15 protein-coding genes are annotated in these 22,393 nt (G+C 65.6%); 3 read left to right on the top strand and 12 right to left on the bottom strand.

Annotated elements, in window-relative coordinates:
- The first annotated feature begins 12 nt into the window (after positions 1-12).
- Entirely contained in the window at positions 13-3,036 is a 3,024-nt protein-coding gene (locus ACE3RX_RS20710) for an EAL domain-containing protein (protein ID WP_374486867.1), read from the top strand.
- Between the two features lie 30 nt (positions 3,037-3,066).
- Here the strand turns inward: ACE3RX_RS20710 and ACE3RX_RS20705 are convergent, their stop codons facing one another.
- Entirely contained in the window at positions 3,067-4,545 is a 1,479-nt protein-coding gene (locus ACE3RX_RS20705; RefSeq protein ID WP_374486866.1) for a PLP-dependent aminotransferase family protein, read from the bottom strand.
- Positions 4,546-4,631: 86 nt separating this feature from the next.
- Between ACE3RX_RS20705 and ACE3RX_RS20700 the strand changes: the two genes are divergently transcribed.
- Positions 4,632-5,282, top strand: a complete 651-nt coding sequence (locus tag ACE3RX_RS20700) for a pyridoxamine 5'-phosphate oxidase family protein (RefSeq protein WP_374486865.1) — start codon at positions 4,632-4,634, stop codon at positions 5,280-5,282.
- Positions 5,283-5,291: 9 nt separating this feature from the next.
- On the opposite strand, the gene ACE3RX_RS20695 is transcribed toward ACE3RX_RS20700, so the two are convergent.
- The 7 genes from ACE3RX_RS20695 to ACE3RX_RS20665 all read right to left on the bottom strand — a co-directional run bounded on the left by ACE3RX_RS20695 (position 5,292) and on the right by ACE3RX_RS20665 (position 16,300).
- On the bottom strand, positions 5,292-6,308 hold the full coding sequence (locus ACE3RX_RS20695) for an NAD(P)-dependent alcohol dehydrogenase (RefSeq protein ID WP_374486864.1): 1,017 nt from the start codon (positions 6,306-6,308) through the stop codon (positions 5,292-5,294).
- 80 nt (positions 6,309-6,388) lie between these two features.
- Positions 6,389-7,645, bottom strand: a complete 1,257-nt coding sequence (locus ACE3RX_RS20690) for a PD-(D/E)XK nuclease family protein (protein ID WP_374486863.1) — start codon at positions 7,643-7,645, stop codon at positions 6,389-6,391.
- A gap of 84 nt (positions 7,646-7,729) precedes the next feature.
- Positions 7,730-8,959, bottom strand: coding sequence for an MBL fold metallo-hydrolase (locus ACE3RX_RS20685; RefSeq protein ID WP_374486862.1), 1,230 nt, complete (start codon positions 8,957-8,959; stop codon positions 7,730-7,732).
- 152 nt (positions 8,960-9,111) lie between these two features.
- Positions 9,112-11,322, bottom strand: a complete 2,211-nt coding sequence (locus tag ACE3RX_RS20680; protein WP_374486861.1) for a tetratricopeptide repeat protein — start codon at positions 11,320-11,322, stop codon at positions 9,112-9,114.
- 19 nt (positions 11,323-11,341) lie between these two features.
- The gene (locus ACE3RX_RS20675; protein WP_374486860.1) at positions 11,342-13,087 is read right to left on the bottom strand and encodes an arylsulfatase; all 1,746 of its coding nucleotides are present in this window, start codon (positions 13,085-13,087) and stop codon (positions 11,342-11,344) included.
- A 206-nt stretch (positions 13,088-13,293) separates the two neighbouring features.
- A complete protein-coding gene (locus ACE3RX_RS20670) occupies positions 13,294-15,117 on the bottom strand; it encodes a DUF1302 domain-containing protein (protein WP_374486859.1) in 1,824 nt (607 codons plus the stop codon).
- A gap of 319 nt (positions 15,118-15,436) precedes the next feature.
- On the bottom strand, positions 15,437-16,300 hold the full coding sequence (locus tag ACE3RX_RS20665; RefSeq protein WP_374486858.1) for a bile acid:sodium symporter family protein: 864 nt from the start codon (positions 16,298-16,300) through the stop codon (positions 15,437-15,439).
- A 74-nt stretch (positions 16,301-16,374) separates the two neighbouring features.
- On the opposite strand from ACE3RX_RS20665, the gene ACE3RX_RS20660 reads away from it, so the two are divergent.
- Complete coding sequence (locus ACE3RX_RS20660) at positions 16,375-17,166, top strand: helix-turn-helix domain-containing protein (RefSeq protein ID WP_374486857.1); 792 nt, start codon at positions 16,375-16,377, stop codon at positions 17,164-17,166.
- Positions 17,167-17,239: 73 nt separating this feature from the next.
- Here the strand turns inward: ACE3RX_RS20660 and ACE3RX_RS20655 are convergent, their stop codons facing one another.
- The 4 genes from ACE3RX_RS20655 to ACE3RX_RS20640 form a co-directional block, all read right to left on the bottom strand.
- Entirely contained in the window at positions 17,240-19,144 is a 1,905-nt protein-coding gene (locus tag ACE3RX_RS20655; protein ID WP_374486856.1) for a DUF1989 domain-containing protein, read from the bottom strand.
- Complete coding sequence (locus ACE3RX_RS20650) at positions 19,141-19,671, bottom strand: flavin reductase family protein (RefSeq protein WP_374486855.1); 531 nt, start codon at positions 19,669-19,671, stop codon at positions 19,141-19,143. Before ACE3RX_RS20650 ends, ACE3RX_RS20655 begins: the two co-directional genes overlap by 4 nt.
- 20 nt (positions 19,672-19,691) lie before the next feature.
- Positions 19,692-21,074 carry an acyl-CoA dehydrogenase family protein gene (locus ACE3RX_RS20645; protein WP_374486854.1) on the bottom strand — a complete coding sequence of 461 codons (1,383 nt, stop codon included), beginning with the start codon at positions 21,072-21,074 and terminating at the stop codon, positions 19,692-19,694.
- A 175-nt stretch (positions 21,075-21,249) separates the two neighbouring features.
- Complete coding sequence (locus ACE3RX_RS20640; protein WP_374486853.1) at positions 21,250-22,326, bottom strand: DUF3445 domain-containing protein; 1,077 nt, start codon at positions 22,324-22,326, stop codon at positions 21,250-21,252.
- Positions 22,327-22,393 lie beyond the last annotated feature (67 nt).

The following is a 22,393-nucleotide window of genomic DNA, read 5'->3' as shown; positions in this document are numbered from 1 at the left end:
CTCCCCCGCCCAATGTCAGCCCAGGCCGGCCTCAGCCGGCGCTCCATCTTTTTGCTGCTCGTGCTGGTGGTGCTCCTCAGTGCCTGTAGCGCCACGGCTTACGGACTGTGGCGGCTGCGTGCCGAGCGCATTGACCGGCAGCTCGAAGCAGCCGGGATGACGGCCCGCACCTTCGAAAACCACCTGACCCAGAGCCTCAACGTCATCGAACGCAGCCTCGTTTACCTGGCGCTGGAGGGACAGAGCCAGGCCGGGTTGTCCCAGGCCCTACGCCATGCGCCTTATCTGCGTTCTGTTGCGGTGCTGGACGAGCAGGACAGGATCGCGGCCAGTACCGATTCCCGAAACCTCGGTGTCCTGCTACCCCGTGCCGATTTCCGGCCGGTGGCCGCTCGCCCGCTGGAGGTGCTGCGTGCCGGCCACACCGTGGGCGGCCGGGACTTCTACGATGCTAGCCCGGTGGGGGGGCGCGCACCGCTGGTCAGCTTCATTCCGGTCGCCCGCGACGTGCGCCTCGGTGAGGCGCGTTGGATGACGGTCACCGCCTCGATCAACACCGATTACTTCCTGAATTTCTACAGCGCGCACATCAGCCCGGAGCAGGGGGTGGTCGAGTTGCGCGGCTACGACGGCCGGTTGTTGCTGAGTACCGACGAGCAAGCCGTACCCGGCAGCGTCCGCGCCGACGACGATCTTGGGCACCGCCTCGCCGCGACGGAAGTCGGCCAGTTCGAGGAGCAGGGCGCAGACGGCCGGGCCATGCTCACCGCCTATCGGGCCTCACGGGCCTATCCTTTCGTGCTCAGCGTCCGCCTCGACAAGGAGCATGCCCTGGCGGTCTGGCATCAGGAGGCCATGCGCACCGCGACCATCGTTGGTGCGGTGCTGCTGGCCGCCTTGACGCTGGCGGGCCTGTATTTCATGCGCTTCGAGCGCCTTGCCCGGGAGCGTGAGTTGGAGCGCGCCCGTCTGCGCATTGCAGCCATCGCCTTCGAGTCCCAGGAAGGCATGGTCGTCACCAATGCCGCTGTCGAGGTCCTGCAGGTCAACAAGGCCTTCACCGCGATCACCGGCTTCCGGGCCGAGGAAGTCATCGGTCAATACATGAATTTCATGAAGTCGGGGATGCATGACGCCGACTTCTATGCGGCCGTCCGGACGAGTCTGGCGAGTACCGGGGCCTGGTCGGGGGAAATCCTCAACAAGCACCGGGACGGCTCGATCCATCCGCATTACCTGACCATCACCGCGGTGTACGGCGACGACGGCCAGACCACCCACTACGTAGGGACGCTGACCGACATCACCGAGCGCAAGCGTGCCGAGGTCGATCTGCGCATCGCGGCCATCGCTTTCGAATCCCAGGAAGGCATGTTCATCGCCGATGCCAACCGCGTCATCCTGAAGGTTAACCGCGCCTTCACCCGGATCACCGGCTATGGCGAGGACGAAGCCATCGGGCAGACACCGCGCCTGCTCCGTTCCGGCCACCACGACAGCGAGTTCTACGCCGAGATGTACGCTAGCCTCGAGACGACCGGGACCTGGCAGGGCGAGATCTGGAACCGACGCAAGAGCGGCGAGATCTTTCCGGAGTGGCTGACCATCACCGTCGTCCGCGATGCGGCCGGACGGATTAGCCATTACGTGTCAGCGCTTACTGACATTACCTTGCGCAAGGAAGCGGAATACGAGATCAAGAACCTCGCCTTCTACGATCCGCTGACCCATCTGCCCAATCGCCGCCTCCTGCTGGACCGCCTCAAGCATGTGCTGGCCACGTTGGGCCGCAGTCAGCGGCAGGGCGCGCTGCTGTTCATCGACCTGGACAACTTCAAGACCCTCAACGACACCTTCGGCCACGACATGGGCGACCTGTTGCTCCAGCACGTGGCCCAGCGCCTCAGCGGCTGCGTCCGCGAGGGCGACACCGTGGCCCGCCTGGGGGGCGACGAGTTCGTGGTGCTGCTCGACGATCTCCAACCGGGCCGGCCGGACGCCGCCACCCAGGCGCGCATCGTCGCCGACAAGATCCAGAAGAATCTCGACGAGCCCTACGATCTGGTCGGGCATGATTACCACTGCACGCCGAGCATCGGCATCACGCTGATCGACGACGCCGACAGCAGCTGCGAGGAACTGATGAAGCGCGCCGATCTGGCGCTGTATGGCGCCAAGGCCGCTGGCCGCGACACCATCCGCTTCTTCGATCCGGAGATGCAGGAGGCCGTCAGCTCGCGCGCCGCCCTCGAGAAGGACTTGCGCATCGGGCTCCAGGAGCAGCAGTTCCTGCTCTACTACCAGCCGCAGGTGGACGACCAGGGCATGGTCATCGGCGCCGAAGCATTGGTCCGCTGGCAGCACCCCAGCCTCGGCATGGTCGCCCCGGGCACCTTCATCCCGCTGGCCGAAGAGACCGGCCTGATCCTGCCCCTCGGCCAGTGGGTCCTGGAGACGGCCTGCCGCCAGCTGGCGTGCTGGGCCCGTGTGCCGGACCGGGCGCAGATAGAGATCGCCGTGAATGTCAGCGTCCGCCAGTTCCGCCAGCCGGATTTCGTGGCCCAGGTCGAGGCGGTGCTGGCCCGCACCGCTGCCGACCCCCACCGGCTCAAGCTGGAGCTGACCGAGAGCCTGATGCTCAACGACCTGGAGGAGGTCGTCGCCAAGATGGCCGCCTTGCGCAGCCGTGGCATCCGCTTTTCCCTCGATGATTTCGGTACCGGCTATTCTTCGCTGGCCTATCTCCGGCGCCTGCCGCTGGACCAGCTGAAGATCGACAGGGCCTTCGTCCATGACGTGCAGGCCAATGCCAACGACGCGGTGATCGCCCGCAGCATCGTCGCGCTGGCCCGCAACCTCGGCCTCAACGTCATCGCCGAAGGGGTGGAAACCCATGAGCAACACCAGTTCCTGGTTCGCCAGGGGTGCCCGGCCTATCAGGGCTATCTCTTCAGCCGGCCCTTGCCCATCGACGAGTTCGAGCATTTTCTGGATGACTGGAGCAGCGCCGCCAGCATCGTTCGCCAGCGGGCCTGAGTCCGCCGGCGGCGGCCGTGTCCGGCCAAATCACGGGGCTGAGCCGTCGATGGCGTGCGCCGTAGTGCTCGCCACCCGCAGGCGCGCGACCAGTTCCGGAATCCGCCCTTCCCCGGCCACGCCGTAGCCGAGCACCAGCCCGTTGCCGGCCGCTGTGCCATCGGCGTAATAGCTGCTCAAGGGGCGGGTAATCACGCCCAGTTCCCGCGCGGCCCGCGCCACCGCCACGTCGTTGGGGCCGTCCGGCAGGCGCAGCACCAGGTGCAGCCCGGCCTGCCCGCCGAGAATGTGCTCCGGCGTGCCGAACTCGACACCCAGTGCATTGCGCAAGGCCTGCTGACGGGCGCGATACACCGGCGCCATGCGGCGTAGGTGGCGCGTCAGCTCGCCGCTGTCGAGGAAGCGGGCGAGGGCCCGCTGTTCCACGGACCGCCCGCTGCGGTACAGGGTGCCGATGGCTTCGCCGAGGGCCGCCACCGCCCAGCGCGGCACCACCATGTAGCCGATGCGCAGGCCGGGGTAGAGCAGCTTGCTGAAGGTTCCCACGTAGATCACCGGCGCATCCGGCCGCAGGCCCTGGATGGCCGGTTGCGGGCGGGCGCCGGGCTGGGCGTGGTTGAAGTCGCTGTCGTAGTCGTCCTCGATCAGCCAGCTACCGGGCGCCAGCCGGTTCAGGAAGGCCAGCCGGCGCTCCAGGCTCAGCACGCTGCCCAGTGGATACTGGTGGGACGGGGTCAAAAAGAGGAGGCGCGGCGGCTCGGTCTGCCACAGGGCTTCGTCCGGCGCCATGCCGTCCTGATCCACCGGCACGCTGCGTACGCGCAGGCCGGCAGCCAGCATCGCGTTGCGGGCGTGGGGATAGCCCGGCTCCTCCATCCACACCGTGTCGCCCTCGTCGGCCAGCAGGTGGGCACAGGCATCCAGCGCCACCTGCCCGCCGGCCACGATGAAGACCTGTTCCGGTGTGCATGCCACACCGCGCCGCGCCGACAGGAAGGTCGCCACCGCGCGTCGCAGAGCCGGCTCGCCGCCCGGTTCCGTAGAGGCCAGCTGGCGGGCGCTGACCTCGCTCCAGGCCTGTTGCAGCAGCTTCGCCCAGCGTTGCCACGGAAAGGCGTTGAGATCGGCGATGCCCGGTGCAAAGGGCAGCGACGCATCGCCCCGGTCGATACGCGGGAGCTGCCGGCCGCGCCGGGACAGGATCTCCTGCCCGATCCGGGTTGCCGACGCGGGGCTGGCTGCCAGTGGCAGCGCCGCCACCCGCGTGCCCTGGCGGTCTGCTTCCAGGAAGCCTTCGGCGAGCAGTTGCTGGTAGGCGAACAGCACGCTGTTGCGGGCCATGCGGAAGTCAACCGCGAGCTGGCGGCTGGCGGGCAGGCGCGTGCCCGGCGCGAGGCGACCGTCGAGGATGGACGCCTTGAGCAGGCGGTACAGCTGCGACTGGCGCGGCTCGCCGGCGTCCGCCGCATCGCGCAGCGGACCGAGGATCAGCTCCAGGTCGAGGGACATCGTGGCTCCATGAAGGTGGGTTGGCGTGGTTCCATGGATGGTGCCACGCCACGGTTATGCTGGCCGCACATTTCAAGGAGCCCAGCATGTCCCACGTTGCCCCCAGTCCGCGTACCGAAATCCACCGCAAGGCCCAGCGCGCCCATTACGACCTCGCCACCGTGCGCGCCATCGTCGATCAGGCCCTGGTTTGCCACATCGCCTTCAACCAGGGCGGCAGCGTGCATTGCCTGCCCACCGCCTGCTGGCGGGACGGCGATTTCCTGTACGTCCACGGCGCCAACAACTCGCGCCTGGTGAATACCCTGCTCGACGGTGAATGCGCGGTCTGCATCACCCACCTGGATGGCCTGGTGCTGGCCCGCTCGGCCTTCCACCACTCGATGAACTACCGCTCGGTGGCGATCTACGGCCGCTTCCAGGCGGTCGATGAGGTGGAGGCCAAGGAGGCTGCCTTCCGCGCCTTCGTCGAGCATGTCAGCCCGGGGCGGGCCGCGCAGGTGCGCCTGCCGTCCCGCTCCGAACTGGCCGGCACCCGCCTGTTGCGCCTGCCGCTGGCCGAAGCCGCCGCCAAGATCCGCAACTGGGGCGTCGAGGATTCCGAGGAGGACATGGCGATCCCGGTGTGGGCCGGCGTGATCCCGCTCGCGCTGCGGGCGGGGGCGCCGGTACCGGAAGTGGGTGGCGAGGCATACCGCCTGCCAGCCCGCCCCGCCTTCATCGACGGGGTGGGCTGAGATCGCGCGTCAGTCGCCGACGCGGATCACGATCTTGCCAAAGTGCCCGCCGTTCTCCATGTGCTTGAGGGCGGCGGGGGCTTCCTCGAAGGGGAACTCCCGGTCGATCACCGGCTTGATGCCGTGTGCGGCGATGGCGTCCAGCATGTCGGCGAACATCGCCCGGCTGCCCACGAAGATGCCCTGGATGCTCGATGCCTTCGGGATCAGCATCACCGGGTTGGCCGCGCCGGCCAGGCCGGTCAGTACGCCGATGTAGGCGATCCGGCCGCCGACGCCGACGCTCATCAGCGAGCGTTCCAGCGTGCCCGGGCCGCCCACTTCCAGCACCACGTCCACGCCCGCGCCGCCGGTCAGGCGCAGCACTTCCTCGTGCCATTCCGGGTGGGTCTTGTAGTTGATGCCGTGGTCCGCGCCGAGGGCCTTGGCGCGCTCCAGCTTGGCGTCGTCGCTGGAGGTGATGATCACCTTCGCACCGGCCGCCTTGGCGAACTGCAGCGCGAAGATCGACACGCCGCCGGTGCCCAGCAGTAGCACTGTCTGGCCCGGCTTCAGGTCGCCCGCCTCGAAGAGGGAATTCCAGGCCGTCACCGCCGCGCAGGGCAGGGTGGCCGCCTCGGCATAGCTCAGGCTGTCGGGCAGCTTGACCAGGCCGCTCTCGTCGGTGATGAAACGCTCGGTGAAGGCGCCGGTGGATTCGGCACCGCGTGCGTCGGACAGCGCCCGTGCGTCGGCCTTGCCGCTGTACCAGTGGGGGAAAAACAGCGTCGCGACCCGGTCGCCGACCGCCAGCCCCTTCACGTCCTTGCCGACTGCGACCACCTCGCCGGCCCCGTCGGAGCACGGCACCAGGCCATCAACGATGTTGGCGAAATAGGTGTTGCGGGTGACCAGGATGTCGCGGAAGTTCAGCGACACGGCCTTGATGGCCACCGCCACCTCCGTATTGCCCAGCGGGGCGGGGTCGAACTCGGCGATCTGCAGCGGCGAAACCGGGTGGTTCGGGAAAACTTCGTAGCGTCTCATCGGGGCCTCTTTCTTGTGGGTGTGGATAACAGCGCTGGCATTCTTGCATGAGGGCGATGATTGCGCCCATGCAATGTGGTTCAGGCGAGCCTGTCCCTTGCCTGTCGGTAAAGCCGCGCGAAAGTCGCGCTGTCGATCCACTGTTTGGTGTGTGCCTGCGTGGAGATGCCCCATTTCCGACCTTGCACGTCGCGGTGATTCATCGCGGCAAGGCTGGCCGCACCGCCCTGGATGCCTACATGGAAGCCCGGCTTGCCCGGCTGTTCAGCCAGCCACAGCAGCAGGTCGCCAGGCAGCGACAGCTTGCCGTCCGGTGCGCAGGCCATCACGGCACCGATGTCGGGGAAGCCGGCCTGCGCGGCGGCGGCAATCGCCAGAACGCTCCGTGCCGGCAGCCAGTTCTGCACGTGGGACATGTCTTGCCGGGTGAATTGAAAGTCGCGGCTGTCGAGCGGCGCGTCCTTGAGATGGCAAAGCAGGCCGGACAGGCCTGCGGCAACGCCGACAAATCCATCTGCTTCCTTTGCCAATCCGGACAGGCGGATTCTTTTTTCGGTTGCCGGGTTTGCGCCGCCGACGCTTTTCTTGCGGCTGAAGGGGTAGCCCTCGAAGTCACCGCTGATGAAGCGGCGCAGGGCCAGCAAGGTGTGGCGGGTCTGATCGTGGAGAGGCTCGATCTCCCCGTCCAGTTCGTCGCCGAGCATGCGCGTGATCACGTTCTCGATGGACGGGCGGCCATTGCGGCGGCGCCAGCTGACCAGCACCTTGCCGTCCTGCCGGTGCATCTCGCCGAGCTGTAGTTCGTTCCACTCGGCCAGCACCGAACGCTCGAAATCCTCTTCTGCCTGGGCCAGGCTGTGGGGCGGCACCAGGAAGACCATCAGCCGGCGCCCCTCGGGACTGGCCGGTTCAGGCTGCCCGGCACAAGCCTCATCGCACAAGCCGCGGTATTGCCCCAGCAGTTGTGTGGAATCCTGGGCCGCTGCAGCGCTGATCTTGTTCTCGATGGCAATCACCCAGTCGTCGTTGACGCTGACCAGCACATCGACGAAGCCCTGGCCGCCGGCGTTGTGTTCCAGTTCCACATCGATCGACAGGTCATCCTCCGAGTTCGAGCGCAGCCGGTACTTGATGCGTTCGCCAAGCTGGGCCAGTTCGCCCTGGAACTGCGCATCGGCCGCTTCGGCGTGGCTCCCGATCTCGGCGAGGAAGGCTTTCAGGAAGGCCGGGCCGAAGCCGTGGTCCATGCCCGGATGAAGCAGCCAGGCCAGGCAGGCCGACATGTTTTCCTCGTTGAGCCCCCGCTTGCCAGACGCCAGCACCCTGAAAAGATTCATCGTTCCCTTGTCCCCGACTATCCATGCCCGAAAACGGCGCGCCAAGCATAGTGGCTGGCCTGTGCGCGGATCAATGGCTGGTACTCACACCTCCCACCATTCCCCGTCCGGGTGTTGCATCACGTTGGCGAACAGCCCGGCGTACTTGTCCGGTGCAAAGCTGTGGATCGGCACCAAGGCGCCGGGCGCCAGCGCTTCTGCAAAGCGCCGGAGATCCCGCGGGCTGGCGTGGCCGGAGGTATGGATGTGGTGCATGGAAATCCGGTGCCTGGCCAGCCAGGCCTGGGTCGTCGCGTAGGCGCCCCGCGCGAGATAGCCCTGCCACTGGGAGTGGATGAATCCCGCATCCTGAAGCGCGTCGGCGCGCTCCAGGTCGGCCATCATCAGCGGGCGGAACAGCACGGTGCTGGTCGATGCCAGCGCGCGCAGCTGCTCCGGAAACACGCGCCGCTTCGCATGGCGTCGCAGCAGCTCGAACCATTCGTTCTTCCGGATCTGCGTGCGCTGGGACTCCGGCACGAACAGCGCGATGCCCGGCCAGTCGGACTGCGGGATGTTCCTGTTGCCGGTCGCCTCGAGGATCGCCGCGGCGTACAGGTCGATGACCAGGGTCCGCCCGCTGCGCTTGCAGGCGCGATAAAGGCTGACGACCCGGTCGATATTCTGGGCCGAGGTGAGCACCATGCTCAGGCCGGCGGTTGTCCGGAACTGCCGGACAAAGGCCTCCTCCAACTCCGCCTCGCTCGGGAAGACGTCATCGTCCTCCAGCCGGGACAGGGATGAGCCCTCCATCAGCGATACATCGATGCCCGTCGGCGGGGCAGACACGATCTGCTCGAACAGCCCGCCCTTGCGCCCGTGGCCGCGCAGGTCGCCACTGTAGAACAGGGTCTTGCCCCCGGCCTCGACCTGCAGGGCATAGGCATCGTAGGCCGAGTGGTCCATCAGATAGGGCGTGATGCGGAACGGCCCGATGTCGAGAGGTGTCCGGTGGGCCAGCGTGAGCCCCTCCAGCCGTGGCAAGGCCTGCCCGGTGAAGGGCGCTGCAGCACGCACGATGCGCCGCGCCGCCTGCCCCATGGCGACCGGAACGTCCTGCCGGAGATGATGCAGCAGGCCGTAATGATCGAGATGCGGATGGGAGATGGCGATGGCCTCCAGTCCATCGACGCGGATCGGCGGCAGCAAGGTCTTGTCGGCCGGATCACCTTCAAGCGGCAGTCCGAAATCCAGCGCGATACGGGCGCCGTCGTGGGCAATCTCGATGCACGACCCGCCGATCTGCCGGCTGCCCCGGTGAATGCAGACCTTCATGCGTAGCTCCCGCGCCGGGGGCGTGTGATTTCCCTGTCCATGTTGCCTTTCTCCGTTAAAGGCTGACCAGTATTGGAGGTAGGTACGACAGGGAATGACGCTTGAGCCAAAGGCGGACCGTGGTGACCTCGCCAACCTTGATGGCTCTTCGGCTATGGATTACCCAACTGCATCCACAGGCGCCGCAAGCGCTGATCATCCGGATGGGCGCGCATCAGTTCCGGAAGGGCGGCGCGGGCCGTCGCCGTCTGGCCGCTCTGTATCCAGAGCACTACGAGTGCGTAGGCGACATCGGCGTTGTCGGGAAACGCGGTGCGCAATGTCTGCAGTTCCGTGCCGGCTTCGGTCCAGCGTGACAGACGGAGCAGCACCAGCGCATGGCTGTAGCGGGCACGCGATGCCGCGGGATTGGCATGTACGGCGGCGGCAAACGCCTGCTCGGCCTCGGCAAATCGTCCTGCCTTCGACAGCAAGGTGCCCAGGGCGAGCTGCAATTCCGCCGGCTTGCGGGTGAGGGGAAGGCCTTCCCTCAGGGTTGTTTCTGCTTGGGTGGCGTTGCCGAGGGCGGCCTGCAGTTGCGCCAGTTCGAGTCGGGCCGCCTCGAAGCGGCTGTCCATCCGCAACGCCGATTGCAGGTGGTCGATTGCGGTGTCGACGGCACCTTGATCGCGGGCCAGCAGGGCCAGATTTAACCGGGCAGATGGAAAGTCGGCCATGACCGACTGGGCCTGCTTGTATTCGTCGAGGGCCACCGCATAGGCCAGGGCCTGCCCGGACGGGACGGATTGCCCCAGGGTGAGGAGGCTGCGCGCGGCGGCGATGCGTACGGCGCGTACCGGATCGTCCAGCAGGTCGATCAGCGCCTTCCTCGATCCACGGCCAGTCGCGACTGCTGCGGCGGCGTATGAGCGGAGCTGCGGATCGGCATCGCGGAGGGCCGCTTCCGGAATGTCCGCGCCGAGGGTGCCGAGCAGATCGACGGCGGTGGCGCGGATGATGGCGGGGCGCGTCCGGTCGGTCACGATGCGGGTCAATTCCCCCGTCGTGGTCACATCGCCCTGGCGGGCGTGCAGGAAGGTGCCTGCGAAGTTGTACTGCGTATCGGCAGGCTGCGAGGGGCGGGTGGCGAGCGCGTTTGCGGCCCAGCGCTTGCCGCGCCCGGCATGGCATTGGTCGCAGGCGTTGGGGACGCCCAGTTCGTCGCTGAGGTCAGGGCGCGGAATCCTGATCGCGTGATCGCGGCGGGCATGGACGCCCATGTAGGTGCGCGTGGGCATGTGGCAGTCCACGCAGTCGCTGCCCGGTGTGTCCGGTTGATGTTGGTGGTGGGAGGCGTCGTCGTAGCGTTTCAATGCCAGCGTCGGGAAGCGCGGATTGCCTGCCGGGCTGTGGCACATCGTGCAGGTGGCATTGCCTTCGCGCTTCAGCTTTCCGCTGTGCGGGTCGTGGCAGTCGGTGCATCCAACGCCGGCGGCAAACATTCGCGACTGCTTGAAGGAGCCGGCCTCGAAGACTTCACCCTGCTGCTGGCCGTCGGGGAAGTACAGGCCCTCGCGCAGCACTTCGGGCCGAAACTGGTCGAGCAGGGGGTGATCGGGCCGATCGGCCTCTACCAGCCGGCTGCGGACGGTGTGGCAGCGGGCGCACCGATCGACCTGTCCTTCCGCGTGCCCTTGCGTCGTCGGCAGGACGGACATCGGCATCTTTTTGCCCCGGCGCGCCGCATCCACATGGGCTTGCCCAGGGCCGTGACAGGCCTGGCAGCCGACTCCGAGCGCATCCCAGCGGGTCGTATAACGATCAGTTGCGCTGTCGTAGCCCTTGCGCAGGCCGGTGGTGTGGCACTCGGCGCACATCAGGTTCCAGTTGCGGTAGCGCCCGCTCCAGTGCATCGCGTCGCCGGGCTGCGCGTCGGCTTCGGCAAGGCTGAACCAGCGCCGTTGCCGTACATCCCATGCGATGGTGAGGGTCTGCAGGCGTCCCCCGGGGGCTGCCACCAGATACTGCTGCAGCGGGCTCACACCGAGGGTATAGAGGATGCGGTGCTTGCGGCGCTGGCCGTCCGCATCCCTGGCCCAGGCGTAAAAGGCATCGCCTTGCTGCGCCAGCCGCACGCTGTCGGCGCCATCGCCCACGGTGGCGGCCGAGAAATCACCCTCTACCGTGCGGCGGGTGGCGGTCTGCATGGCCGATGCATGGTGGGAGGTCTGCCAGGCGCGCGTCACGCCAGCATGGCATTCGCCGCAGACCCGCTCGTTTACATAGCCAGGGGGCGTGCCCGCGGATGGCGCCGCTTCGGCACCGAGCGCCATAAAGGCGCTCAGTACCAGCAGGACTCGGAGCCATCGATGCAGGCAGATCATGGGCACGCCAGCCGGGAGCCTACTTCGTTGCAGCCGGCGCCTTGGGCTTCTGCGCAGCTTCCACCGCCAGATCCTCGTAGTAGCGGCCCGCATTGCTGTAGCCCGGCCGGTTGGCCAGTCCTTCGATCTCCAGCGTGCCCGTTTCGGCGACGTATTGCTTCCACGCGGCCAGCAGTTCGTTCAGCTTGTCCGGCATTGCGGCGGCGAGATCATGGCTCTCGGTGCGGTCCTGGACGATGTTGTAGAGCTCCCAGTGACCGCTACCCCACGGCTGATTGGCATACACGATCTTCCAGTCCCCCTTGCGCAGCGCCTTGCGCCCGCCCAGTTCCCAGCCAATCGCCTCGTTGGCGTCATGCACGCTTGGTGTTTCCCCTTTCAGGTAGCTCAACAGGGATTTGCCACGCACCGGCAGGATGGACTTGCCGCGGTACTCGGTCCCCGGATGTTGGGTGCCGGCCAGCTCATAAATGGTCGGCGCAATATCCGACACATGGGTCAGCGCGCCACGTTCGCTGCCCTTGATCCCGACGCCGGGACCCCAGGCGATGGCCGGCACCGAGATGCCGCCTTCGTAGGTAAAGGCCTTGTACATGCGCATCGGCGTCATGCCGACCTGTGCCCATCCTGGCCCGTATTCGACAAAGGAACCCGGGCGCCCGGTGTTCTCGATGCTGTTGTCCATGTCCCGGTGCAGCCATTTCCGTGTTTCGCCCACGTCATAGACGGAATTGCCGTCCGCGCCGTTATCGGAAAGGAAGAACACGACCGTATTGTCCAGTTCCCCCTTCTTTTCTAGGTAGGCAAGCACGCGGCCGATCTGGCGGTCCATGTTGTCCACCATCGCAGCATAGACGGCCATCCGTTTGGCTTCCGCGCGCTTTTCGGCGGGCGACAGGGAATCCCATTTCGGCCAGTTGGCATTGCCCTCGAAGACCGGCGTATTCGGATCCAGCAAGCCCGCCTTCTTCAGGCGTTCCACGCGTTCGCGCCGGATCTCGTCATAGCCGCCCTTGTAGCGCTCGGCGTATTTCTGGATATCGGCATCGGGGGCCTGCAGAGGCCAGTGCGGAGCGGTAAAGGCCAGGTAGGCAAAGAAAGGCTTTTTCGTGCCGTCGGTCTTGTCGAGGTATTCCATGACCTTGTTGGCAAATACCTCGGAAGAATAGAAACCGTCCCGGGGAATATCGATGGACTTTCCGTTCTCCCGATAGAGCGCCTTGGGCGGCTTGTTCGCGTCGAGCGCGACGATGCCCGTCTGATCTCCGAAATGGCTGGCGCCGCCTTGCACCATCGCGTAGGACTGATCGAAACCGCGGGCTGCCGGGCTTTGATTCTCGGCGGTGCCGAGATGCCACTTGCCGGCCATGACGGTGCGATAGCCCGCGTCGTGCAGGACTTGCGGAATGGCGAGGACCCGCTCGTTCAGATAGCCCTCGTAACCCGGCTTGCCCCGTTGTTCGGGCAGCAGGAGTTCAGCCATGTCGCCGAAGCCCGCCAGGTGATTGTCGGTACCGGACATCAGCATCGCGCGCGTCGGCGAACAGAACGGCGAGGCGTAGAAGCTGCTCATGCGCGCGCCGCCCTTGGCCAGGCGGTCGATATTGGGCGTCGAGATTTCCGACCCGTATGCGCCGACGTCAGTCAGCCCGAGATCGTCGGCGAGAATGAGCAGGATATTGGGACGCTGGGCATCGGCGGCGAACGACGGGGATGCGAGCCCGACGGAAAGCAATGAAAGCCCCAAAAGGCGGGTGAGTTTCATGAGCGGTGTCTCCTCTTGCTGGTTTGTTGTCTCGTTTTTCAAGCGACGTATCGCCTGAATAAAGGGCGGCACGGTGAAATCGGAGCAGCCATTTGCTCCGCGCAAGGTTTCACCTGGTGGCACGCGGCCAATTTCTTTTGCCGGATAAGGGACGAAAAAGAAGCCCGCGGGGTGGCGGGCCTAATCCAGAAACACGCTGGAGATCGTCAGAAACTTGCACCCACGGAGAGATTCACGAAATCGCGATCGCGCATCGGGTCATACGTGCCGCCCCATGCCGACTGCGCCGTCACATCCACCCAGTATTTCTTGTTCATGATGGCGCGCACCGAGAGATTCATGATCTTGCGCCCCTGATTGAATACGCCTTCGTCGGACCAGCCCTTGACGTCCTGACCGAATGAAAGCGTTGGCACCAGGTCAGCGCCAAAAATGGCCCCGGCGTAACGCGCACTGCCGCGCAAGCGATAGCCCCACATGGTGCTCGAGGCAAAGCCATCGGTGCTGCACTGGGCCGAACCCTTTGTCGAGCCGCCCTGGCAGACGCCACCAATAGGACCGATTCCGAATACCGTGGCCCGGCCGTAACGCATTTCATTGACGTCGGGCAGCCCATCCACATGCCGGATGCCGACTTCGCCGTAAAGCGTGAATTCCTGCGCGCCGATCACATTGTCGAAGGCGCGCGTGGCAGCCAGCTGCAATTGGCTGACCTTGAAACGGTCGAAGCCGTGGAAAGGCTGTCCCAGCGGCGCATTCTGCGCAGCGGAACGCAGCGGCGTCGCCGCGCTGTAGCTGGCAAAGGCATTCAGGATGTCGGGGCCATTCAGGGAAACGGGCTGGTTGGGGCGATAAGTCAATTCACCCGAGATCTTTGTCTTGCCGATCTGGCTATTGAAGCCCAGGCCAAAGACCCTGATATCCTCCGGATACTCCAGGAAATAGCTGACGTTCGAGCCGAGCGGATCGCCATTGATCAGCGGGTTGGTCGGGTTCGTGCTCTTGGTGACCCCGATCAGACCCATGCGCGAAGCGTAATTGGCGTAATGCAATGAAAACTGGGTCTTGATCGGCTCCAGCGTGAAGCGATAAGCCAGGCCGTATTGGCCGTGGTCGCTGGCGTGGAGATTGCCGGGGCGGGTCAAATACTGGCCGATGAGGTTGCGGGATGCATCCGAACCCGGCCCGACATAGACTTTGTTACACCCATCCGCCTGGAAGTCGGCAGGGCTGGCGAATGTGCCGCACAGGGGCAGCGCATTCTCGGCGCGTCCCAACTGGTAAAAGGCTTCCACGCTGCCCAGATCCGCCGATGCCGCCTTCAGCGCAATCATCGGGAAAGGACGGAAGATTTCGCCAGGCAAGGCGCCCGGTCTGGCTGCCGCCGCGAAATCCCGCGGCTGGAGGGCAGAAAGGCCGCCACCGAAGGCGAATCTCTCGCCCCATCCGCTCAATACCTGATTGCCGACGGAGACATCCGAGGCCACGGCGCCGAGCCGCATCTTGGCCTTCACATAGGCATCGAGCAGGCTGATGCCCGAGGCCCGCGCCAGCGAACTTGCGCCATGCTGGCCCAGCGCTGCGCCCGCCGTGTATCCATTGATCGAATTGCCGTAGGGAACGCCGCCGTCGCTCAACTGGTAGTCGTACCAGGCTTTGGCCTTGACGACCCCTTCGAACACGTCGCCCTTCAGGGACGATTCCAGCAGGACTTTCGCGACCGTGGCGGTCTGGTCGCCGCGCTTGTAATTCAGGTTGCCGTCGTCGTTGTTGCGCCCTGTTGCGCCGCTCGTATTTCCACTGCGGCCGACGGTTAGCGAATTGTTGTTATTGAGGAGTTCGGCGCTGGGGGACGAGGTCCGGAATTGCGTGCCGATCGTCACGTCGGCCTTGAAACTGCCGGTCGCGCCGGCAAGCTCGAAGTCCGTCGCCGCATAGGCATGGTTCAGCGCGAGTCCGCAGGGAATGGCCAGGCGAATGAAATCCGCCGGCCTGAGGGCGTGACGCCCGCATGGCAGCTTGATCTTCAACGAATTGTCTCCTCGTTATTTTGTTTTTTGGCTGTATGGGTCGATCACCTGCCGCAGCGGAGATATCACCTTTCTGCGGTGAGATACCCCTCTGCCACGTGGAGACCTTGAAGCTATTTTTGTTCAGCCTGTTTCACTGAAAAGTCCGGCCCGATCGGCTCGGCTTTTCGTGGGATTCAGTTTTTCAGTGATGTGTCGCTTGCACAATCGACAAGCGCATCCGTGTCACCAGGTGAAACCATGTACCGATGCACGTGGTTTTCGACTTGTGTGCGTTGGGGCTTTTTGCTACAGCCAGGTTACAGGCGAGGAGGGCTGGCTATTTCGCGGGTGCGAGCCGATGCCGATAGATGAGCGCCCAGGCGAGCGTCAGGATGCCGATCGATTGCGCGTAGACGGCAATCATTGCGGCCAGTTCGGGGCGATGGATGATCTCTTCTGCCATGATCAAGGCCAGCGGCACATTATGTACGCTGGACTCATTGGCGATGGCGAAGCGCGCACCCGCGTCGAGGTGGCTGAAACGCGAAAACAGGTGAGCGCAGGCCAGCATGGCCAGACAAAGCATCAGGGCTGCCGGGACCATCTGGCTGAAATGGCTGGTCAGTAGCTGGGCGTTTGCAATGCAGACGATAACGAGAATGAGCGTCATCATGACGCCAGTGCCGGCCCGGGCAAATCGGCTGATCCGCGCAACAGATTGGCCCCCAATACGCTGAATGGCGAAGCCGCTGACAATTGGCATCACGATGATGAAGACGATATGGGCCAGTGTCTCCGCAACAGGCAAGCGGACTGCTGCACTCTCCTCGGCCAGAAGCGCAAAACCTGTGCTGGCGATCAATGGAACGGTGACCAGGCTGATCAGCGCATTGATCACCGTCAGCGACACGGAGATGTCGATGCGGGCACCGGCAAAATGCACGATGGCGTTCGCGATTGGCCCACCGGGGGCGGCTACAATCAAAACGATGCCCAGCGCTATTTCGCTCTGATCACGAAACAGCAGGGCGACCGTAAATCCCACCAGGGGCACGACAAGATTCTGGGCTGCCAACCCAACCCACAGCGGCAAAGGATTTCTGAGAAGGGAGCGCCAGGAGGACAGGGGAAAATCCAGCCCGACGCAGAGCATCATCGTGACGACGCAGGCCACCAGGAGCGCTTGGAGATCGGCGTGCATGGTCGTGTCTTCCTGAGGCCGAATCGATGAATTTTCTGATTTAATCTCGAGATTTGTCAAACAGGCCGACGGTGATGAAAACCATCAACACGCTGGAACGTGGGCTGCTTGTACTTCAGGAGCTGGACGAGCTGCGCGGACAGTCCCTTGCCGAACTGTACGAGAAAACGGGTATTCCCAAGGCTACGCTGCTGCGTATCCTCGAAACGCTCCGGAAGAACCGCTTCATCTGGCGTGCGATGGGCGATGGATGTTATCGCCGCACGATCTCGATTGCCGCGCGCCGGCAACTGGACGAACGGACCCTGCAGCTCGCCGAGATCGCGGCGCCGTTTCTCGTCCAGTTGCAGAAGAAGGTCATCTGGCCATCCGACCTGACGGTCCCGCGGGAGGGCTATCTGGAACTGGTCGAAACTTCACGCCGCTATGCCGGACTCGGTATCGCGGAATACGAGCTGGGCTATAAGGTCGATATGTTCCTGGCGGCACCCAGCCGTGCGTATCTCGCCTTTTGCCGTGAAGAACAACGCGAGGCCGCGATTGCCCTCGCACGCGCCAACCCGCCGGCCAATCCACGTAGTCGGCAGGTGCTGGAGCGGGAGCTGGACTCGGTTCTCGCCGAAACCCGCGCGCAGGGCTACGGTGCGCGTGATCCGTTGTTTGGCGGATCGAACCTGGACAAGAGTGTGCATGACGACCAGCTTGACGCCATCGCGGTCCCCATTTTCCAGGGCGATGACGTGATCGCCTGCATCAGCCTGCTGTGGCCGCGCAAGTTCCAGCTCCGCGCAAAACTGGTTCAAGCACATCTAGCCGACCTCAAGGCGTCGGCTACGGCAATCGGCGCTGCGCTTGCCGCCAGCTGATGCGTCGCTCTTCCTTTAAGGAAGAATCCCATGAAACGGGCGCCGGGCGGGTTTCCCCGCGCCGCGTGCGTTACTAAGCCCGCACCCGCGATTTCGTCGGGTCGTAGTGCGGAAACGCCACCACTTTTGCGTCCAGCCGTTTGCGGTGCCCATCCAGTTGGCCGACCTGCAGTTCGGTGTCGAGCGCCGAGTAGGCGACATCCACGCGGGCCAGCGCGATCTGCGTGTCGAGGATCGGCGAGCGGGTGGTGCTGGTGATTTCGCCGACCCTGGCGCGGCCGACGTAGAGTCCGTCGCCGTGGCTGGCGGCTTCGTTGCTGGCGATGGCGAGGCCGACCAGCTTGCGGCGGGGATGGGCCTTGCGTTCTTCGAGGGCGGCCCTGCCGATGAAGTCGTCCGGTTTGCTGAGGGCGACGGTGAAGCCGATGCCGGCTTCGAAGGGGTCGGTCTGGTCGCAGAATTCGTGGCCGGCGAAGGCGAGCCCGGCTTCGATGCGCAGCATGTCGAGGGCGTCGAAGCCAAGCGGCACGATGCCCAGCGGGGTACCGGCTTCCATCACCGCGTTCCACAGGGCCGGGCCATCCTTGGGGGCACACCACAGCTCGTAGCCCAACTCACCGGTATAGCCGGTGCGCGATACGACCAGCGGGATGCCGGTGGGGCCGCCCAGGCGGGCGGCGGCAAAGCGGAACCAGCCGAGTTCGTCCGGCGTGGGCTGCAGCGGGCTGGTCCACAGGATCTTCTTGAGCAGTTCGCGGCTGCGCGGGCCTTGCACGGCGAGGTTGTGCAGGGCGTCGGTGGCTTCGCGGATATGTACGTTGAAGCCGCTCGCGGTGGCCTGCTCCTGCAGCCACAGGCCGGTGGTGTCTTCGCCGCAGACGAAGCGGAACACGTCGCGGCCGAGGCGGAACACCGTGCCGTCGTCCATCATGCCGCCGTGGGCGTGGCAGACGGCGGTGTAGACCACCTGGCCGACGGCCAGCTTGCGCATGTCGCGGGTCTGTACCTTCTGCAGCAGGGCTTCGGCGTCGGGACCGGTGACGTCGAACTTGCGCAGCGCCGATAGGTCCATGACCGCCACTTTCTCGCGGCAGGCCCAGTATTCGGCCAGTGTGCCGTGGCCGACAAAGCTGCGCGGCAGCCAGTAGCCCTTGTAGTCGATGAAGTCGCGGGTGAGGGTTTCGGTTGCCGGCGCGAAGGCGGTCGGCCGGGTCAGGCGGACGGGGGAGTCGGGTGTCATGCGGTGGGCCATCGCGCGGGGGAAGGAATGGGCGGCGTCATAGATGCGCGCCTCGATGTCGGTGGGCTGCCAGGCGTTGGCGGGGTCGATGTCGTCGGCGCAGGACGACACCGCCACCACCAGGTCCTTCAGCGCCTTGAGCAGCACGTAGTCGCCGGGCTTGGACCACGGTTCGGCAAAGCCGAGGCTGCCGCAGGGCTGGATGAAGGTGTTGTAGAAGAAGTTGATGGCCGGCCAGCCGGCGCGGGAGCGGATGCCGAAGCCGGCCAGCGCGGCGTTGAAGTTGTCGCTGCAGTTGGCGTGGCCGGGAAAGCCGGCGTCCTCGTAGTACTTGGCGGTGCACGCCAGCGCGAAGGCGTCGTGGCGGCCGACGGTGTCCTGCACGGTCTCGAGCAGCGGCTGCATGCGCGCGTCGAAGTACTTGGCGTGCAGGCCGGGCTGGGGATAGGCGGCGCCGGCCAGCGTGCGGGTCACCGTCGGGTCAAGGCCCCATTCCTCGCCGGCGGCCAGCGCCGCGGCGTCGAAGGCGAGGAGGTCGGAGCACTGGCGGCCATCCACATCGATGACCTGGATGTACTGCCCGGCCTTTACCTCGAAGGCACGGGCGCTGGCGGCGGTGACGCGGATCACCGCCAGCGGTTCGGGAAAGGCCTGGGCGAAGCGCGGCGCGGCCTCGGCGGCGAGCAGGAAGGGGTCGCCTTCCTGCGCCACGTCCGCGGGTGGGACGACGTCGTTCATGCGCAGACCTCCCGTTCGGCCAGGCGCCGGTAGCTGCCGCAGGCGAAGACCAGCGGCTCGCCCTCGCGGAAGCGCAGCTGGCTGACCTCGGCGACGAAGATGGTGTGGTCGCCGCCCGGATACTGGGCGAAGGGCCGGCATTCGAAGGTGGCCAGCGCCCCGTCGATCAGCGGCGCGCCATGCTCGCCGGCGCCGTAGACCAGATCCACCCACTTGTCGCCGCCACCCCGCGCGAAGCGGTTGGACAGGGACTCCTGCTCGTCGCCGAGCACGTGGATGGCCAGCGGCCCGCCGGCGGCGAAGGCCTCGCAGCAGGCCATGTTCTTGGCCAGGCTGAATAGCACCAGCGGTGGGTCGAGGGATACGGAGTTGAAGGAGCTGACGGTTGCCCCCACCGGCCGGCCCTCGTCGTCCCAGGTGGTGACAATGGTGACGCCGGTGGGGAAGAGGCCGAGGACCCGGCGGAACAAACGCCCGTCGAAGGGCGCCCGGTGGGCGGCGATGGGCTGGCTGGTGGTGGCTGGCATGGCGGTGTGGCTCCCTGGACTTAGGCTTGCGCCTCGGCGAGGAGCTTGCTGGCGAAGGCGGCCTTCTCTTCCTTGCTCATCTTCTTGAGCTCGTTGTTGAGGACGCGCTGGTTCACCGATTGGTTCCAGTAGTCCAGCACCTCGAAGCCGAGCAGCGCGGCCTTGCCGACGAACTGGCGCAGCACTTCGTTGGTGGGGCCCATCACCCAGCCGGCCTTGCCGTCGCGCAGCAGGCGCTCGATGCCGAGGGCCGGCTTGTAGCCGGTGCCGCCGCAGGCGTGGAGCATCTTGTCCACCACGAAGGTGACGTTCTTGGAGGCGAAGAACTTGACCTGCCACAGCCAGTTGAGCAGCGCGGTGCGCGGCAGGTGGTCGATGGTGGCGTGGGCGGACCAGTCGCAGTTGTTGGTCTGCTCGTCCAGCGCCTTGGCGGCCAGGTACACGTAGCTGCGGCTGGCGTTGGTGTCGATCAGGCACTCGCCGACGTAGTCCTGGATGGTCGGGTAGTCGGCTACGCGCATGCCCACGTCGTTATGCACCTTGCGGGTGGTGTGGTTCTTGGTGATGTCCATCGCGGCCAGGCAGATGCCGTTCCAGCAGGCCGAGGAGCACACCAGGAAGAAGGGGTCGACCACTTCGTCGTTGGACTTGGCGCCGTCGCCGATCGGGCCGACCAGCGCGTCCGGGGCGATCTCGACGCCGTCCACCGAGATCGGGCCGGACTGGTTGCCGCGCATGCCGAGGCCGTCCCAGTTGGCTGGGTCGGCGTGGATCTGGTCCTTGGTGACCAGGAAGCAGGACAGGTTGGAGTAGTCGCCGCCGAAGTCCGGCGAGGTGGTCTGGATGATGTACCAGTCGGCGAAGCCGCCGGAGGTGGTCCAGGAGGCCTTCTTGAAGACCTTCCAGCCATTGTCGGTGCGCTCGGCGCGGGACGACATCGGGTACCAGAAGTGGGAGCCGGTTTCCGGGTCGGAGTAGGACAGGGTGCCGATCAGCACGTCCTTGTCCACCCGGCGCAGGATGTCCTTCAGGCGCTCGTTGTCGTGGTGGCGCAGCAATGCGGCGGCGCAGGCGCCCAGGTGCATGGTGTAGCACATGGCGGTGGAGGGGCAGCCGTAGCGGGCGATGGTTTCGACCACCATCGCGGCGCACAGGTGGCTTTCACCGCGGCCGCCGAGCTCCTTCGGGATGGTCAGGCTCATCAGGCCCATGGCGGCCAGGGCCTCGAAGTTCTTGCGCGGGTAGATGTACTTCTTGTCGCTCTCGATGGCGTTGGGGCGCAGCGTGGTTTCGCACAGAGCGATCAGGTCGGCCTGCAGGGCCTTCTGCTCGGCGGTGAGCAGCCACTGGGGGCTCCATTCGGAACCGATGCCGGTGGGGGTCATTTGGGTGATGGCGTTCATGGTGGTTTCCTTTGCTTGGGCGTTTTGAAAGGGATGGGTGGATGCTTTGGGTGTAGGGGGCGACCTGCTTGTGGGGGCGAATTCATTCGCCCTCAGTCGGCGATCCAGAGTCCGCGGGCGAATGAATTCGCCCCTACAGGTTCTGTTCCAAGAGGCCTACCCACGTGGGTTCAGTTCAGCGCGGCGCCAGCGTGCTGACGCCGGCTTCCGTGCCGACGGGCAGTTCGCGGCCGTCGTCGTGCTGGGCCAGCCATTCGAGGGCGGCCGGCAGGTAGCGGGTGAGGCCCTTGTATTCGACGAGCTGGGGCGGCAGGGAGGACAGCACCCGGTGCAGGCGGGCGCCCCACTTGGGTACGCGGGCCAGGTCCTCGAGGGAGGCCAGGTAGCAGCGGATCGGGAACAGGATCGCGTTGCTGCGCGGCAGGCGCCACAGGGTCTGCAGCTCGACGCGCAGGTGCACCTTCTGCCCGGCATTCGCGGGCGTGACGCTGGCGCGGTCCGGGCCCCACTCGGGGTAGCTCTCCGGCGAGGTGTCGAGGCGCGGGTTGATGCTCATGGTCCAGTTGAGGCGGCGCACCGGCTGGCCGAGGCGCAGCATCAGCAGGTACTTCAGCGCCCGCTCGAAGACGCCGCTCTGGTGGGCCAGCGGCACCGGGCCGTGCCATTCCATGAAGCTCATGCCGACGTCGAACTCCAGCGACCAGTCGGCCTGGGAGGTGACCATGCCGGCGTCCATGAAGAGGTTGTCGTCGCGCTGGTCGCAGATCGCGAAGTCGCCCTGGGCCTGGCGGGTGATGTATTCGAAGGGTTCGCAGGGCAGGGTCTCGGCGTTGCCGAAGATGAAGCTCTGCTCGATGCCCAGCGGGCGGTTGATCCAGGTCCACCGGCTGCCGAAGTCGTCGCCTTCCTTGATCAGCGAGAACTGCTCCGGGTAGTCGGCGGACAGGTTCTCCATCAGCAGCTCCAGCGTGTCCCACTGGGCCATCATCATGTGCGGCAGCACCTGGCAGCGGCCGGGGTCGCGTTCCAGCGTGATGGCCTTGTCGCGGCATTCGGCGATGTAGTGCTCATCCACGTCGAAGGGGCGCAGGAAGACGTCGCTCGGGCCGCTGCGCACATGCGGCTCGATGTTGACGCTGTACATGTAGCGGTCTTCCGGGAAGGGAAAGGGGAAGCGCAGCACGGCGGCGTCGCTGTTGCGGTAGCTGTAGTCGCCGCGGAAGGTTTCTTCGGGTTTGAAAGCGATGCTCATGGCGGTTCTCCCGTGGGGGCGAATTCATTCGCCCGCGGACTTCGTTTAGCCGACTGAGGGCGAATGA

The sequence above is a fragment of the Zoogloea sp. genome (assembly GCF_041914405.1).
In the GTDB taxonomy this organism is placed as follows: domain Bacteria; phylum Pseudomonadota; class Gammaproteobacteria; order Burkholderiales; family Rhodocyclaceae; genus Zoogloea.
This window is presented reverse-complemented; position numbering and strand designations above follow the sequence as displayed.